This window comes from Mesorhizobium vachelliae, assembly GCF_033977325.1.
Lineage (GTDB): Bacteria > Pseudomonadota > Alphaproteobacteria > Rhizobiales > Rhizobiaceae > Mesorhizobium > Mesorhizobium vachelliae.
Genome location: NZ_JAVIIR010000001.1, coordinates 418,480 through 433,513, shown reverse-complemented (window position 1 = coordinate 433,513; position 15,034 = coordinate 418,480). Strand labels below are relative to the sequence as shown.

The 15,034-nt window shown below is 65.2% G+C and carries 16 protein-coding genes; 9 read left to right on the top strand and 7 right to left on the bottom strand.

Translation table 11 applies throughout. From position 1 onward, the window contains the following. The first annotated feature begins 54 nt into the window (after nucleotides 1-54). From ubiB to coaBC, 4 genes are all read left to right on the top strand, one after another. Complete coding sequence (ubiB, locus tag RFM41_RS02125; RefSeq protein WP_320245876.1) at nucleotides 55-1,629, top strand: 2-polyprenylphenol 6-hydroxylase; 1,575 nt, start codon at nucleotides 55-57, stop codon at nucleotides 1,627-1,629. Between the two features lie 75 nt (nucleotides 1,630-1,704). Beyond that, a complete protein-coding gene (locus RFM41_RS02120) occupies nucleotides 1,705-1,965 on the top strand; it encodes a FitA-like ribbon-helix-helix domain-containing protein (protein ID WP_320245874.1) in 261 nt (86 codons plus the stop codon). Next, nucleotides 1,962-2,369, top strand: coding sequence for a type II toxin-antitoxin system VapC family toxin (locus tag RFM41_RS02115; RefSeq protein ID WP_320245871.1), 408 nt, complete (start codon nucleotides 1,962-1,964; stop codon nucleotides 2,367-2,369). Before RFM41_RS02120 ends, RFM41_RS02115 begins: the two co-directional genes overlap by 4 nt. A 26-nt stretch (nucleotides 2,370-2,395) precedes the next feature. Next, complete coding sequence (gene coaBC / locus RFM41_RS02110) at nucleotides 2,396-3,628, top strand: bifunctional phosphopantothenoylcysteine decarboxylase/phosphopantothenate--cysteine ligase CoaBC (RefSeq protein WP_320246199.1); 1,233 nt, start codon at nucleotides 2,396-2,398, stop codon at nucleotides 3,626-3,628. Here the strand turns inward: coaBC and RFM41_RS02105 are convergent. From RFM41_RS02105 to RFM41_RS02075, 7 genes are all read right to left on the bottom strand, one after another. Next, complete coding sequence (locus RFM41_RS02105; RefSeq protein WP_320245870.1) at nucleotides 3,625-5,076, bottom strand: MFS transporter; 1,452 nt, start codon at nucleotides 5,074-5,076, stop codon at nucleotides 3,625-3,627. The genes coaBC and RFM41_RS02105 overlap by 4 nt on opposite strands. 229 nt (nucleotides 5,077-5,305) lie before the next feature. After that, a complete protein-coding gene (locus RFM41_RS02100) occupies nucleotides 5,306-5,782 on the bottom strand; it encodes a DUF992 domain-containing protein (RefSeq protein WP_320245869.1) in 477 nt (158 codons plus the stop codon). 275 nt (nucleotides 5,783-6,057) lie between these two features. Further along, complete coding sequence (locus tag RFM41_RS02095) at nucleotides 6,058-6,909, bottom strand: tetratricopeptide repeat protein (protein WP_320245868.1); 852 nt, start codon at nucleotides 6,907-6,909, stop codon at nucleotides 6,058-6,060. Nucleotides 6,910-7,041: 132 nt separating this feature from the next. Then, nucleotides 7,042-7,308, bottom strand: coding sequence for a 30S ribosomal protein S21 (rpsU, locus tag RFM41_RS02090; protein ID WP_027165252.1), 267 nt, complete (start codon nucleotides 7,306-7,308; stop codon nucleotides 7,042-7,044). A gap of 173 nt (nucleotides 7,309-7,481) precedes the next feature. Continuing rightward, nucleotides 7,482-7,874 (bottom strand): SET domain-containing protein, encoded by a 393-nt coding sequence (locus RFM41_RS02085; RefSeq protein WP_320245867.1) that lies wholly within the window; start codon nucleotides 7,872-7,874, stop codon nucleotides 7,482-7,484. A gap of 109 nt (nucleotides 7,875-7,983) precedes the next feature. Then, nucleotides 7,984-8,742 (bottom strand): SDR family oxidoreductase, encoded by a 759-nt coding sequence (locus RFM41_RS02080; protein WP_320245866.1) that lies wholly within the window; start codon nucleotides 8,740-8,742, stop codon nucleotides 7,984-7,986. A gap of 102 nt (nucleotides 8,743-8,844) precedes the next feature. Beyond that, on the bottom strand, nucleotides 8,845-9,213 hold the full coding sequence (locus RFM41_RS02075) for a DUF2568 domain-containing protein (protein WP_320245865.1): 369 nt from the start codon (nucleotides 9,211-9,213) through the stop codon (nucleotides 8,845-8,847). Between the two features lie 203 nt (nucleotides 9,214-9,416). Here RFM41_RS02075 and RFM41_RS02070 point away from each other — a divergent pair, with 203 nt between their 5' ends. The 5 genes from RFM41_RS02070 to RFM41_RS02050 are packed head-to-tail and all read left to right on the top strand — an operon-like array spanning nucleotide 9,417 to nucleotide 14,968. Further along, on the top strand, nucleotides 9,417-10,670 hold the full coding sequence (locus RFM41_RS02070; RefSeq protein WP_320245864.1) for a sarcosine oxidase subunit beta: 1,254 nt from the start codon (nucleotides 9,417-9,419) through the stop codon (nucleotides 10,668-10,670). After that, on the top strand, nucleotides 10,670-11,092 hold the full coding sequence (locus RFM41_RS02065) for a hypothetical protein (protein ID WP_320245863.1): 423 nt from the start codon (nucleotides 10,670-10,672) through the stop codon (nucleotides 11,090-11,092). Before RFM41_RS02070 ends, RFM41_RS02065 begins: the two co-directional genes overlap by 1 nt. Before the next feature lie 12 nt (nucleotides 11,093-11,104). Continuing rightward, complete coding sequence (locus RFM41_RS02060; RefSeq protein WP_040997306.1) at nucleotides 11,105-11,401, top strand: sarcosine oxidase subunit delta; 297 nt, start codon at nucleotides 11,105-11,107, stop codon at nucleotides 11,399-11,401. After that, on the top strand, nucleotides 11,398-14,391 hold the full coding sequence (locus RFM41_RS02055) for a sarcosine oxidase subunit alpha (protein WP_320245862.1): 2,994 nt from the start codon (nucleotides 11,398-11,400) through the stop codon (nucleotides 14,389-14,391). Before RFM41_RS02060 ends, RFM41_RS02055 begins: the two co-directional genes overlap by 4 nt. Continuing rightward, nucleotides 14,384-14,968 carry a sarcosine oxidase subunit gamma gene (locus tag RFM41_RS02050; protein ID WP_320245861.1) on the top strand — a complete coding sequence of 195 codons (585 nt, stop codon included), beginning with the start codon at nucleotides 14,384-14,386 and terminating at the stop codon, nucleotides 14,966-14,968. The genes RFM41_RS02055 and RFM41_RS02050 overlap by 8 nt, the downstream gene beginning before the upstream one ends. Nucleotides 14,969-15,034: the final 66 nt, after the last annotated feature.

The following is a 15,034-nucleotide window of genomic DNA, read 5'->3' as shown; positions in this document are numbered from 1 at the left end:
TTTGCAGCAGAAGCAGGCCCCTTTGAAGCAGGCTCCTTTGACCAAGGCTGGGCTATGAGCAGCGTCGCCGCCGCCTTCAGGCTCGCCCGAGCCGGCTGGGTGCTGGTCCGCGAGGGCGTCGTCGCGGCGTTGCCGGGCGAAGAACTCTCCGGCATGCCGAAATTCGGCTGGCGCGTGGCGCGGCTCTTCACCCGCCGCCGGGCGCTGAGCTATCAGCGCGGCGACCGGCTTGCGCGGGCGGTGGTGCGACTTGGACCCTCCTACGTCAAGCTCGGCCAGTTCCTGGCGACACGGCCCGATGTCGTCGGCAACGACATGGCGCTCGACCTCGCGCTCTTGCAGGACAAGATGCATACCTTCCCGAAGGCGGAGGCTGTCCATGCGATCGAAGCCTCGCTCGGGCGCAAGATCGACGATCTCTATGTCGTCTTCGGGGAACCGGTGGCTGCCGCTTCGATCGCGCAAGTGCACAGCGCCGACGTGGTGCGTGAGGGCGCCGCTTCGCGGGTGGCCGTGAAGGTGATCCGGCCCGGCGTGCGCCGACGCTTCTTCCAGGATCTCGAAAGCTATTTCCTCGCCGCCCACTTGCAGGAAAAATACATCCCCTCGTCGCGCCGGCTGCGGCCTGTCGAGGTGACCCAGACGCTGGCGCAGACCACCAAGGTCGAGATGGACCTGAGGCTCGAGGCGGCAGCACTTTCCGAGCTTGGCGAGAACACCAAGGACGATCCGGGTTTTCGCGTGCCCGCGGTCGACTGGGAACGGACCGGCCGCGACGTGCTCACCATGGAGTGGATCGACGGCATCAAGATGAACGACATTGCCGGCCTCGTCGCCGCCGGTCACGACCTCAAGGCGATCGCCGCCAACCTGATCCAGTCGTTCCTCAGGCACACGCTGCGCGATGGGTTCTTCCACGCCGACATGCATCCGGGCAACCTGTTCGTGGAGGCCAACGGCACCATCGTCGCCGTCGATCTCGGCATTGCCGGGCGGCTCGGCAAGAAGGAACGCCGCTTTCTGGCCGAGATCCTCTACGGTTTCATCGTGCGCGACTATCAGCGCGTCGCCGAGGTGCATTTCGAGGCGGGTTACGTGCCGCGCCAGCACAATGTCTCGGCCTTCGCGCAGGCGATCCGCGCCATCGGCGAGCCGATCCATGGCCAGTCGGCCGACACCATTTCGATGGCCAAGCTCCTGACTTTGCTGTTCGAGGTCACCGAGCTGTTCGATATGGCGACGCGGCCTGAGCTGATCTTGCTGCAGAAGACCATGGTGGTCGTCGAGGGTGTTGCCCGCACGCTCGATCCGGCCTTCAACATGTGGAAGACCTCCGAGCCCGTGGTCGGCGACTGGATCGCCGGCAATCTCGGCCCGCGCGGACTGCTCACCGATGCACGTGATGGCGTCAAGGCACTCGTGACGCTCGCAAGGCAGGCACCGGACATTGCCGCGCGAACCGACCGGCTGTCGCGCGAGATCGACCTGATGGCCGAGAACGGCCTGCGCTTCGACGAGGCGACGGCGCGCGCCATCGGCAAGGCCGAAGCGCGCCACACCCGCTCCGGCCGCGTGGCGCTGTGGGTGATCGCGCTGACGCTGATCTATATTGCGTGGAAGCTGATTTAGCTGCATGCAATGACTGCAGTGCTAGCATTGCAGTCATTCGTTGCCTTGCTTATATTGAAGGTAAGGAGCAGCGTCATGAGCACCATCACAATCCGCAATCTGGATGACGGCGTGAAACAGGTCCTGCGCCAGCGCGCTGCGGCACGCGGCGTTTCGATGGAACAGGAAGCCCGAGATGTCTTGCGTGAGGCCACTATCCCTCAAGCCAAGCCGCGGACCGCAGGGTGGCGGCTGAAAGCTTCTCGCGACGAAATCCTGGCGCTTGGGCGGAAACCTGAACGTCCGTTCGACCTCAAAGCGCTTACGGATCAGATGTGGGACGAGGGACTTCTGTGACGGTCGCCGTCGATACGTCAGCGCTAATCGCCATTATTGGAGCGGAGCCGGATGCCGGTGAGTTTATCGATGTCTTTGGTACATCCTCTGCTGCACTGATAAGCGCTGCGACTCTCCTGGAGGCGCATTGTGTTGCCTGTCGGTCAAGCGGTGGGATCAGCGCTGCCGAGCTGCAGGTACTTGTGGACCGCCTCGAGCTTACCGTTGTTCCGTTCGATTCGGCGCAGCTCGAAGCTGCACGACTTGCATATTCTCGATATGGCCGAGGGTCTCGTCATCGCGCCGCCCTGAACATGGGTGATTGTTTCGCTTACGCCTTGGCCAAGACGCGCAATCTGCCGTTGCTCTTCAAGGGTGACGATTTCATCCATACCGATATCGAGTCGGCGCTGAGGTCGGAATGACAACGGGCAAGGAACTGGTCTCAGGCATGACCTTCTCCGGCAAGCGCGTCCTGCTGATCATCGGCGGCGGCATTGCCGCCTATAAGTCGCTCGACCTGATCCGGCGGCTGCGCGAGCGCGGTGCTGCGGTGCGGGTGGTGATGACGTCGGCCGCGCAGGAATTCGTCACCACGCTGTCGGTCGGCGCGCTTTCGGCCGACCATGTCTTCACCGAGCTGTTCGACCGCAATGACGAGCACGATGTCGGCCATATCCGCCTGTCGCGCGAGGCCGACCTGATGGTCGTGGCGCCGGCGACCGCCGACCTGATGGCGAAGCTCGCCAGCGGGCATGCAAACGACCTCGCCTCGACGGTGCTTCTGGCCACCGACAAGAAGGTGCTGATGGCGCCTGCGATGAACCCGAAAATGTGGACGCATCCGGCAACACGGCGCAATCGGGCCACCTTGCAGAAGGACGGCATCGTCTTTGTCGGCCCCGCCAAGGGCGAGATGGCCGAAAGCAACGAAGCGGGCGAGGGCCGCATGGCCGAGCCGCTGGAGATCGTCGCCGCGATCGAGGCGATGCTCGACGAGAAGCCGAAGCCGCTCGCCGGCCGCCGGATCATCGTCACCTCCGGCCCGACGCATGAGCCGATCGATCCGGTGCGTTACATCGCCAACCGCTCGTCGGGCAAGCAGGGCCATGCCATCGCGGCCGCGCTTGCGAAGCTCGGCGCCGATGTCAGGCTTGTCTCCGGCCCGGTCACCATCGCTGATCCGGCCGGCGTCGCGACCACCCATGTCGAAACGGCCGGCCAGATGAAGCAAGCGGTCGAGAGCCTGCTGCCGGCGGATGCCGCCGTGTTCGTTGCCGCCGTCGCCGACTGGCGCACGGCGAACGCCGCCGGCGAGAAGATCAAGAAGGTGGCGGGCAAAGGGCCGCCTTCGCTGCAGATGGTCGAGAACCCGGATATCCTCGCCGGCATCGGTCATCACGCGCAGAGGCCGGGTCTCGTCGTCGGCTTCGCCGCCGAGACACAGGACCTCATCGCCAATGCCGAGGCCAAGCTCAAGAAGAAGGGCGCGGACTTCATCGTCGCCAATGACGTTTCGCATGAAAGCGGCATCGGTCCGTCCGGCGTGATGGGCGGCGACCGCAACAAGGTGCGCATCGTCTCCAGGACCGGCGTCGAGGAATGGCCGGAAATGGGCAAGGACGAAGTGGCGGCGCGGCTCGCCGCGCTGATTGCCGAGCGGTTGGCGACAATTGTCGTCTAGCCGGCCGCTTGCTGAGGCCGCAGCGCCGGCAGCGCGATCCTGAGCGCGGCGATGCATCCAAGGATCCCGAGCGGCACGAAGGCGAGGAACAGCCAGCCGGCAACACCGGCAGCCGCTTCATGGTTCAGGCCCTCCGAGAAGCCGCTGGCGTTGGCGACGATGCCGGCCAGTGCCGCGCCCACGGCGTAGCCGATGCGCTGCATGGTCGGCACGGCGGCCGAGGCAATCGTCTGCTCGCTGTCGCGCGCCGAAGCGACGATGACGCGCGTGAGAAAGGGCCAGCAAACGCCGAAGCCGCCGCCCTGCAGCAGCGCGCAGAGCAGAATCAGCGGGATCGAGCCTGCGGGGATGGTGTAGGCGAAGCCGGCAAGGCCGGAGGCGATCATCATGGCGCCGACGACGATGATCAGCCTCTCGCGTTCCAGCGGCGCATTGGCGATGAGAATCGACAGAATCGACCAGGCGATCGATTCGGCGGCGATGATGTAGCCTGTGGTCAGGATCGGAATGCCATGCAGCGTGGTGAGAAGCAGCGGCCCGTAAATGGTGAAGGTGCAGGTCGCTACGGAGAATGCGGCAACCATGGTCATGCCGCTGCCAAGCGGGGAACGCCATGAAAACAGATGCGACGGGAAGAGCCGCGATTGCGGCCTAAGCGCATCCACGCAGAAGAAAAGCGCCAGGCCGATCAGGCCGAGCAGGAGCAGCAGCGACGAGCGCAACAAGGCGATGTCGATGCCGGCGGCAGCGATCAGCACGACGCTGAGGGCGAGACAGGCGAGCGCCGGATAGGGGAAAGGTGGTGCCTTGCCGCTGCTCGCCTGCGGCTTTCTCGCCTCGGGCGTGTCGAGCACGATGAAGCTTGCCAGCGCCATCGCCGCGCCACCCAGGGTGAACACGCCGAAGGCCCAGCGCCACGACAGGAACTCGGTCATGAGCGCGCCGAGCATGGGGCCGCTGAAGGCGGCGACGCCCCAGATCGCTGACATGATGCCGAAGAGCTGCGGCCAGATGTTGCGTGGAAACAAGCGCTCGACCGAGACGAAGGCCAGCGATACGAGCGCGCCCCCGCCGAGCCCTTCGACCAGACGCCCGGCGAGGAACAGCGGCATGGAAGGCGCCGTGGCGCAGATCAGCGCTCCGATCGCGTAGAGCAGGGCAGCGATCATCATGTTGGAGCGCAGGGCGACATAGCTGACCAGCCGGCCGGCCGCGGCGCCGGCGACGATCGCGCCGAGCTCGTAGATCGCCAGGGACCAGCCGACGAGCTGCACGCCCGCGAGATCGCCGACCATGGCCGGCATCACCGTCGCGACCATCGTCTCGTTCGTGGCATGCAGCAGGATGCCGAGGCTGACGAAGCAGAAGCGGGCCAGGTCGCCGCTCGCCCACAACGCCCGCCAATCCACTCTGTTGCTGGCCACCTTGTTGCCGCTTGCTGCCGTCACGCCGATCTCCTGCTTGTCTTCGCGCACCTCATCCCGCATTGCAGACGAGGCGCAAGATCCAGTTCGGCAGGGCTTGTAGAACCTCAAGCTCAGTTGAGCTCAAGAGGCTTTTTCGCGGATTTCGAGGCAAGCTGTGATTTGCGCCGAGGTGATCCGGTTTTCCAAAGCATACGGCCCGGAACAGATGTTCCGGGCCGTATGCGGCGCAGCGAATTTGGAAGCCGAAGGCTCACTTGTAGGAGTGGACGAGATCCAGCGAGGCCACCGCGACGGCCAGGTTGACGCCGGTCTGCGCCTGGACGCTGAGCGGCTCCAGCATGAAGGCACCGTCGAGGCCGCCGACCAGGAGGTTGGCGCCGCCGCCGGTCACCACGGAAGCCTCGGCGTTGACGCCGTAATAGCTGCCGGCGAGGTCGCCCGCGTCGTGATGGCGCGTTGCGGCAAGCACCGCCCAGACGAGCTGGCCCTGATGCGTCTGCCCGACGTCGACGCCGAGCTTGGAAATCATGCCCGTGTAGAGTTCGGCGGGACCGTGATGATAGGGCCGGAAGGTGCAGGAGACGCCCTTGTTCGAGGTGATGACGTAGCCGACGCCGCCATCGATGGTGCAATCGAGCGTGCCGAGCCGCAGCGTGCCGGCGCTTACCGGAGAAGCGAGGACCGTGGCGGCAAGCGCGGCAGCGGCACAGGCAAGAGTTTTGATCATTGGAAAGGTCCTTTCGCGAAAATTTGGCCCCGGTTTAAACGATCGAGGTGTGTCGAGCGTTCCGCCGAAAACTTGGCGCGAACATGGCAAAGGTTAACGCCTTGCCCTGGGCGGTTAACGGATCGCTACCGGCGTCTCCACGGCGCAACACTGCGGTCGCCGGCGGCGACCGAGCGAAGGGGCAAGACGCCTAAGCGATCGGGGACGACGCCTGAGCGATCGGAGACGACGCCTGAGCGTCGTGCAATGATCGCTATGTCGGCGTCAGCTCCTGATCAGCTGGCGCTGCCGCCGACGCGGGACAGGCCGTCCTTGGCCGGCTGGTAGGTGGGGTCGAGACGGATGGCTTCGCGATAGGACTTGGAAGCCTTGGCCTTGTCGCCGCGCTTTTCGTAGATCAACGCCTGGTTGGCCCAGGCCTCGGCGTTCTTGCCGTCGAGCTTGATGGCCATGTTGAAGTCGGAGAAGGCGTTGTCCTCGTCGCCTGTCGCCAGATAGGAGAGGCCGCGGCCGTTGTAGGGCTCGGCGGCGTCCGGCGCCAGCGAGATCGCGGTCGAGAAATCCTCGATGGCGAATTTGTGCTGACCCTGGCTTTGATAGATCAGGCCGCGATTGTGATAGGCGCGGGCATCGGTGGTGTCGAGCTGGATCGCCTTCTGGAAGTCGTTGAAGGCATCCTGGGTGCGGCCCGCCTTGCGATAGAGATTACCACGGCCGATATAGGCGGCGTCGTAGTTGGCGTTGATCTGGATCGCGCGGTTGTAGTCGGCCAAAGCCGCTTCCTGATTGCCGAGGAAGCGTTGGATCAGCGCGCGATTCGAATAGGCCTGGTAGAAGTTCGGATTGAGCTGAATGGCCTGGTTGAAGTCCTTGAGCGCCGCCTGGTACTGGCCGCCGCGGCCATAGGCCGAGCCGCGCACATTGTAGCCCTCGGGGTCCTGCGGATTGCGCTGGATGACGGCCGAAAGCGAGGAGATGTTCTCGCTCGACCCTTGCGCCTTGTCGATCGAGTTGAACTCACCTGTCGGGGTCGTCTGGCATGCTGCAAGCACCAGACCCGAAAGCAGGGCCGCCGTCAGGGCGAAGCCGCGAAAAGCGGTTCCGCGCTCTACGGTAATAGCGTTCATCTTTGTCCTCACTGCCGCAGCGCCGTCAGTCCGTTCCCTCTCCGAACCGGCTCGAATCTATAAACAAAAAGGTGGCGGCGATTTCGCATCGCGCCACCCTCGGTATCCTTCGAAAAGGACGAAAAATTGGCGTTATGAGCGCGGCGAGCGCGATGCGCCGGCAGCACCAGCCGGAGCCGGGCGCGGGGTCATCGGCAGCAGGCCTTCGCGCTGGGCGCGCTTGCGGGCCAGCTTGCGGGCGCGGCGCACGGCTTCCGCCTTCTCGCGGGCACGCTTCTCGGACGGCTTCTCGTAATGACCGCGCATCTTCATTTCGCGGAAAATACCTTCGCGCTGCATCTTCTTCTTCAGCGCGCGAAGCGCCTGATCAACGTTGTTGTCGCGGACGAGTACCTGCACGTGCAATCCTGTCTTCGAGTTTGAAATCGATAGGCAATCGGCCATAGCCGAGATGCCTCCGCGGCGAGCTACACCGCGAATTGTGGGCGGCTGATAGCAGAATCAGCCCGGGATGTCCACCGTTGATTGCAAGAAAGCGCGATCAAAAACCCGAGCGCTCTGCCTGCCGTCATTCAGCCTTCCGCCGCCGCCAGATGCAGGCGTGCGAAATCCTCGAAAAATTCGCCGTAATCGCAGGTGATTTCCTCGCCGGCGGCGATGTCGCGAATGGCGGTGGCGCCGCCATATTGCGAGAAATCCGTGTTCGGCCGCTCCGAATGGTTCATGAAGCGGCCATTGTCGACCTCATAGACCATGAAGCCAGGCTTGTCGGGACTCGGATAGGCATAGCGGTCGAGCAGTTCCCTGAGATGCGGGGATGCCGCCTCATATTTTTCCATCGGGATCAGCCGGTCGAAATCCGGATCGAGCCGCCAGATCGAAGCGCCTTTCCTGATCGGTTCGGCCGCGAACACGCCTACGCCTTCGATGGCGCTCTGGGCAACATAGGTTCTGATCAGCAGCATCGTTCCCCTTCCATTTTCGACGGGAAACGAAATCGTCAATTCGCGCCGAAATGCAAGGCCGCACCGCTACATTTTGCCGGATGGTCATGTTTCCAGCCTGCCGGCTGGATCACGTCCGGTTGATCGAGACGCCGCCATCGGCAAACAAGGCTGTGCCGGTGGTGAAGCTCGACGCGTCGGATGCCAGGTAAAGCGCCGAGCGCGCGATCTCCTCCGGCTGGGCCATCCGCTTCAAGGCATGGATGCCTTCGACGAAGGCGCGCGCCTCTGGCGTGGTGGTCGTGGCGCCGGGCGTGTCGGTGCCGCCGGGCAGCAGCGCGTTGACGCGCAGACCTTGCGGGCCGTACTCGGCGGCGAGGACCTGCGTCAGGCCGATCAGTCCGGCCTTGGCGGCGGCATAGGCCGCCATGCCCGGCATGCCGGCAGTGTAGCCTACGAAGCTCGAGGTGAAGATCAGCGAGCCACCACCGCGCTCCAGCATGGCGGGAATCTGGTGCCTGGCGGCGAGATAGGCGCTGGTCAGGTTGGTGTCCATCGTCTCCTGCCAGGTCGCCGGCGCCATATCGGGCACCGGTCCCATCACGCCAACGGCGCCGGCATTGTTGAAGGCGATGTCGAGGCCGCCAAAGCGGGCCACGGCGAGTTCCACCGACGCTCGCGCATAGGCTTCCTCCCTTACATCGCCCACAAGTGCGACAGCCGTGCCGCCGGCATCCTCGATCTCGCCGACGAGCGTGTCGAGCTCGGCTTGACGCCGGGCCGCGACGACGAGGCTTGCGCCCTGCCCGGCGAACAGCCTGGCGGCGGCGCGGCCGATGCCGGAGCTGGCGCCGGTGACGATCGCGACCTTGTTTGTAAGGGTGAACATGTCTCAGCATCCTTCCTTCGTGCCGGCTTGCGGCGGATGGATGCCTGGGTCGCAGATGAGGATTGTCGCGGCCACCCGAAACCGGCAAATGCCGCTCCTGTCTTACTGCCGCAACAGCCAACCCAGCCGGTCCACCGAGAAGGCGTAGCTGAGGGCAATCAGCAGAGCCATGACGATGCCAATGGCCGCGTGACCAGTCAGATAGAATCCCGCGGCGCCGCCGCACAGGATGACAAGCTCCAGCACCAGCCTCAGGGCGCCGGGCACGGGCACCGGAGCCCCGCCCGACCGGCTCGGATCATCGCGCACGGCGAAGGTGCCCCAGAGCATAGCCGCCAGCAGCGGCAAGGCGGCAGCGAGAATCCAGCGCCAGAACCCGGCCGAGAGGCTCCAGCCCGCCATGCCGAGACCAAGCAAGGCGGCAAGCTCAAGCAGAAAGCGCAGGGTCAGGTTCCACCAGGCATTACCCATCGTCATCCTCCAGCATCACGCGACAGGAGTGTCGCCGAACAGAACCACGGAAACCAGAGCAGGCGCTTCGTTTTGACCCTGGCGCAAAACGGCAAGCGCCGTCGCAAACAGCGCAAGGATGACATCGCGGTTTCGCTAGTGATAAACCTCGCGTGACGGGAGAGGCCCGAACGACATCCGCGATTTTTGGCGCGAGGCTTAACGTGAAGAAATACTCGGTATTCGCCATTGCCCGCGAGGCGATGCGCGGCCACAAGGGCTGGGAAGAGCAGTGGACCTCGCCCGAGCCAAAGAAGGAATACGACGTCATCATCGTCGGCGCCGGCGGGCACGGTCTGGCGACGGCCTATTATCTGGCGAGCGAGCACGGCATCACCAACATCGCGGTGCTGGAAAAGGGCTGGCTCGGCGGCGGCAACACCGGCCGCAACACCACCATCATCCGCTCCAACTACCTCTATGACGAAAGCGCCGGCATCTACGACCATGCGCTGAAGCTGTGGGATGGGCTCAGCCAAGAGCTCAACTACAACGTCATGTATTCAGCGCGCGGCGTCATGATGCTCGCGCACAATGTGCACGACGTCCAGGTCTTCAAGCGCCACATCCACGCCAACCGCCTCAACGGCATCGACAATGAATGGCTGACGCCGGAGCAGGCCAAGGAATTCTGCCCGCCGCTCAACATCTCCAAGGAGGCGCGCTATCCGGTGATGGGCGCGGCACTGCAGCGGCGCGGCGGCACGGCGCGCCACGACGCGGTCGCCTGGGGCTATGCGCGCGGCGCCTCGGCGCGCGGCGTGCACATCATCCAGAACTGCGAGGTCACCGGCATCAAGCGCGCGGCCAATGGCGCGGTGAGCGGCGTCGAGACGACGCGCGGCTTCATCGGCGCCAAGAAGGTCGGCGTGGTCGCGGCCGGCCATTCCTCCGTCATCATGAACATGGCCGGCGTGCGCATGCCGCTCGAAAGCTACCCGCTGCAGGCTCTGGTGTCGGAGCCGATCAAGCCGGTGGTGCCTTGTGTGGTGATGTCGAACACCGTGCACGCCTATATCTCGCAGTCCGACAAGGGCGAGCTGGTGATCGGCGCCGGCACCGACCAGTATGTCTCCTATTCGCAGACTGGCGGCCTGCACATATTGCAGCACACGCTCGACGCCATCTGCGAGATGTTCCCGATCTTCACGCGCATGAAGATGCTGCGCTCCTGGGGCGGCATCGTCGACGTGACGCCCGACCGCTCGCCGATCCTGGCGAAGACGCCGGTCCAGGGGCTTTACGTCAATTGCGGATGGGGCACGGGTGGGTTCAAGGCGACGCCGGGCTCGGGCAACGTCTTTGCCCACACCATCGCCAAGGACGAGCCGCACCCGATCAACGCGCCCTTCACGCTCGAGCGCTTCCGCACGGGGCGTCTCATCGACGAGGCCGCCGCGGCGGCGGTGGCGCACTGATGATGGCCGAGATGGCCGTCGCGATGCCGCTGGTGCTCGCCGGCGAACAGGGGCTGTTTCACCTGCCCAAGCCGGGTGAAGTCCGCTTCCAGGCAATCAGCCGCGAGGACCACGAAACGGATTGGCCGTTCTCGGTCGACGACGGCTTGTTGGCCTGTGTCTGGAGCGCCGGCCAAAAGGTCGTGATGTTCTTCGAGAACAGACCGAAGGACCTGGACGCGGGCGAGCCCTTCCAGCCGCGCGGCGTCATCGTCACCACCGACCCGATGCAGCTGACGCTCGGCAACATGGCGAACCGGGCGCTGTTCAAGCCCTCGGCCAGCGTCGAAGAACGCATGCGGCTCGTGGCGCCTTTCGCGGCGCTCGGCCAGAGGCTTTGCGATCAACCCGCCGGCGCCCGCGTCGGCCATGGCGAATTGTAGGATCCACCGAAAATGCTTCTCATCCGCTGCCCCTATTGCGAGGAAGAGCGCCCGGAACTCGAGTTCCGCAATGCCGGCGAGGCGCATATCGCGCGCCCGACCAACATTGCGGCCGAGAGCGACGACGATTTCGAGAAATTCTTCTTCATCCGTGCGAACCCCAAGGGCGTGATCTATGAGCGCTGGCGGCACATCCATGGCTGCGCACGCTTCTTCAACGCGGTGCGCGACACCGTCACCGACAAGTTCGTCATGACCTACAAGGCCGGCGAGCCGAAGCCCGCGAAGCTGCCTGGAGCCTCGAAATGAACGCCGCGTTCCGCATCTCCGGCGCTGGTCGCCTCAGCCAGGCGAAGACCGCCTCCTTCAGCTTCGACGACAAGTCCTACGGCGGCATCGAGGGCGATACGCTGGCCTCGGCGCTGCTCGCCAACGGCGTGCATCTGGTCGGCCGATCGTTCAAGTATCATCGGCCGCGCGGTTTCCTGTCGGCCGGCGCGGAGGAGCCGAACGCGCTGGTGCAGATCGTGCGCGACGATGCGCGCAAGACGCCCAATGTGCGCGCCACGGTTCAGGAGCTCTATGACGGGCTGACGGCCAATTCGCAGAACCGCTGGCCCTCGCTCGCCTTCGACGTCGGCGCGGTCAACGACGTCGCCTCGCCGCTGTTCTCGGCAGGTTTCTACTACAAGACCTTCATGTGGCCGAAATGGGCTTGGAAGGATCTTTACGAGCCGAAGATCCGCTCCGCCGCAGGCCTCGGCGTTTCGCCCGAGAAGCCGGACCCGGATCATTATGCCTCGCGCTACGCGCATTGCGAGGTGCTGGTGCTGGGCGGCGGCGCCGCCGGCATCGCCGCGGCACTCGCCGCGGCCGAGACCGGCGTGCGGGTGATCCTCGCCGACGAGCAGGCCGAGTTCGGCGGCAGCCTGCGCTTCGAGAGCGGCGCCAGGATCGACGGCCAAAGCGGCTATGCGTGGGGGCAAGCCGCGGTCGCCAAGCTCAAAGCGATGGACAATGTGCGGGTGCTCTCCCGCACAACGGCCTTTGGTTATTACGCGCAGAATTTCGTCGGCCTGGTCGAGCGGGTCAGCGACCATCTTAAGAGCCCGGGCCGCGAGCTGGCGCGCGAGCGGCTGTGGCAGGTCCGCGCCGGCCGAGTCGTGATCGCGACCGGCGCCATCGAGCGCCACATGGTGTTCGCCAACAACGACCGTCCGGGCGTGATGCTGGCTTCGGCGGCGCGCACCTATCTCAACCATTATGGCGTGGCGGTCGGCAGGAATGTCGGCGTCTATACGGCGAACGATTCGGCCTACGCCGCCGCGATCGACCTCAAGAAGGCCGGCGTCAACATCGCCGCCATCGTCGACCTGCGCGACAACCCGGCCGGACCGGTGATCGACGAGGCGAGGGCGCTCGGCATCGAGATCAATTTCGGCCGCGCGGTGGTCAGCGCCGGCGGCAAATTGCGCGTGTCGTCGATGACGGTGCAGCCGAAGAATGGCGGCGGCGAGCGCACCATCCCGGTCGACGCGATCCTGATGTCGGCCGGCTGGACGCCGTCGGTGCATCTGTTCTCGCAGTCGCGCGGAAAGGTCGCCTTCAATGACGAGACCAGGCGCTTCGTGCCCGGCACCTATGCGCAGGACTGCGTCTCGGTCGGCGCCTGCAACGGCACCGACGGATTGGACGCGACGGTCGACGAGGCCTATGCGGCCGGCGCCAAGGCGGCGAAGGAGGCCGGCGGCAAGGTAGGCAAGGGCGCCAAGCCGAAGGTCGATGCCAGCGAGAGCTGGTCGCGTGGCATGCTGGGCGCCGCGCCCGGCGCCGGGCCGGGCACCACGGTCAAGGCCTTCGTCGATTTCCAGAACGACGTCACCGCCAAGGACATCCGCCAGGCGGTGCATGAAGGCATGCACTCGATCGAGCATGTCAAGCGCTTCACCACCAACGGTATGGCGACCGACCAGGGCAAGACGTCGAACATGCACGGCCTGGCGATCGCCGCCGAGGAACTCGGCAAGCCGATCCCGCAGGTCGGCCTCACCACCTTCCGCGCGCCCTATACGCCGGTCACTTTCGGCTCGATCGTCGGCCATGCGCGCGGCGCGCTGTTCGACCCGACCCGGCGCACAGCGACGCATGGCTGGGCGGCATCGCAAGGCGCTGTGTTCGAGGATGTCGGCCACTGGAAGCGCGCCTGGTATTTCCCCAAGGCGGGCGAGGACATGCATGCCGCCGTCAACCGCGAATGCGTGACGGTGCGCAAGATCGGCGGCCTGTTCGACGCCTCGACGCTCGGCAAGATCGAGGTGGTCGGGCCGGACGCGGCGAAGTTCATGGAGCTGCTCTACACCAACCCCTGGGAGAAGCTGGAGTCCGGCCGCTGCCGCTACGGCATCATGCTGCGCGAGGACGGCTTCATCTATGACGACGGCGTCGTCGGCAGGCTGGCGCCCGATCGCTTCCACGTGACGACGACCACCGGCGGCGCGCCGCGCGTCATGAACCACATGGAGGATTACCTCCAGACCGAATTCCCGCATCTCAACGTCTGGCTGACCTCGATCACCGAGCAGTGGGCGGTCATCGCGGTGCAAGGACCCAAGTCGCGCGACATCATCGCGCCGCTGGTCGAAGGCATCGACATGTCGGATGAGGGAATGCCGCATATGTCGGTGCGCGAAGGCAAGATCTGCGGCGTGCCGACAAGGCTGTTCCGCATGTCCTTCACCGGCGAGCGCGGTTTCGAGGTCAACGTGCCGGCCGATTACGGTGAGGCCGTGTGGGAAGCGCTGTGGGCCGAAGGCCAGAAGCATGGTGCGGCCGCCTACGGCACCGAGACCATGCACGTGCTGCGCGCCGAGAAGGGCTACATCATCGTCGGCCAGGATACCGACGGCACGGTGACGCCGAACGATGCCGGGCTCGACTGGGCGGTCGGCAAGAAGAAGACCGACTTCGTCGGCATTCGCGGCCTGACCCGGCCGGATCTGGTGGCCAAGGGCCGCAAGCAACTGGTGGGCTTGAAGACCAAGGATCCGAAGGTGGTGCTGGAAGAGGGCGCACAGATCGTCGCCGATCCGAAGCAGCCTATCCCGATGAAGATGATCGGCCACGTCACTTCCAGCTATTGGTCGCAGAATTGCGGACGCTCGATCGCGCTGGCGTTGGTCGCCGGCGGTCGCGACCGCATAGGCCAAACGCTCTACGTGCCGATGCCGAACGGCACGATCGAGGTGGAAGTCACAGGCATGGTGTTCGTCGACGAGAAGGGAGAACGCCTCAATGGCTAAGGCCGCCGCAAAGACAAAAGCCGCCGCCGCTTCGCCGTCCGTCGAGCGGCGTCCCGCTCTTGCCGGCCGCACGCTGTCGGCGCCTGGCGTGAAGGTGGAGATGCTGCCGCCGGCCGAGCGCATTTCGCTGCGCGCGCCGCAGGCTTCGCTTGCCGCGCTCTCCAAGGCGCTCGGCGTGACGCTGCCGGTCAAGCCGAAGACCTCTGCGACCAAGGATGGGCGCACGGCGCTGTGGCTCGGACCGGACGAATGGATGGTGATCGACGAGGCCGGAAACGATCCGCTCGCCGACTGCGCCAAGGCAACGGCGCTGCATTCGGCGGTCGGCATCTCGCACCGCAATGTCGGGATCTCGGTCACCGGGCCAGCTGCCGCGGTGACGGTCAATTCGGGCTGTCCGCAGGACCTGTCGCTCGAGGCTTTCCCAGTCGGCGCGGCCTCGCGCACCATTCTCGGCAAATCCGAGATCGTGCTGTTGCGCAGCGCGGTCGACACGTTCCGGGTGGAGTGCTGGCGTTCCTTCTCGGACTATGTCTTTACTCTGCTGTCGGAAGCGGCAAGCGACGCGGCGAACTGATCTTTACACTGCGCTGTCGGAAAGCAGCGCAGCAGGAACCATCGCCGGTCCTGCCCGTTTCCGCAG

Excerpts from the sequence above, each read along its gene's own strand:
- RFM41_RS02080 (WP_320245866.1), bottom strand. The coding sequence starts at position 8,742 with ATGTTCACCCTTACAAACAAGGTCGCGATCGTCACCGGCGCCAGCTCC.
- RFM41_RS02075 (WP_320245865.1), bottom strand. The coding sequence starts at position 9,213 with ATGGGTAATGCCTGGTGGAACCTGACCCTGCGCTTTCTGCTTGAGCTT.
- RFM41_RS02055 (WP_320245862.1), top strand. The coding sequence starts at position 11,398 with ATGAACGCCGCGTTCCGCATCTCCGGCGCTGGTCGCCTCAGCCAGGCG.
- RFM41_RS02050 (WP_320245861.1), top strand. The coding sequence starts at position 14,384 with ATGGCTAAGGCCGCCGCAAAGACAAAAGCCGCCGCCGCTTCGCCGTCC.
- RFM41_RS02060 (WP_040997306.1), top strand. The coding sequence starts at position 11,105 with ATGCTTCTCATCCGCTGCCCCTATTGCGAGGAAGAGCGCCCGGAACTC.
- coaBC (WP_320246199.1), top strand. The coding sequence starts at position 2,396 with ATGACCTTCTCCGGCAAGCGCGTCCTGCTGATCATCGGCGGCGGCATT.
- RFM41_RS02120 (WP_320245874.1), top strand. The coding sequence starts at position 1,705 with ATGAGCACCATCACAATCCGCAATCTGGATGACGGCGTGAAACAGGTC.
- ubiB (WP_320245876.1), top strand. The coding sequence starts at position 55 with ATGAGCAGCGTCGCCGCCGCCTTCAGGCTCGCCCGAGCCGGCTGGGTG.
- RFM41_RS02085 (WP_320245867.1), bottom strand. The coding sequence starts at position 7,874 with ATGCTGCTGATCAGAACCTATGTTGCCCAGAGCGCCATCGAAGGCGTA.
- RFM41_RS02065 (WP_320245863.1), top strand. The coding sequence starts at position 10,670 with ATGATGGCCGAGATGGCCGTCGCGATGCCGCTGGTGCTCGCCGGCGAA.
- RFM41_RS02100 (WP_320245869.1), bottom strand. The coding sequence starts at position 5,782 with ATGATCAAAACTCTTGCCTGTGCCGCTGCCGCGCTTGCCGCCACGGTC.
- RFM41_RS02095 (WP_320245868.1), bottom strand. The coding sequence starts at position 6,909 with ATGAACGCTATTACCGTAGAGCGCGGAACCGCTTTTCGCGGCTTCGCC.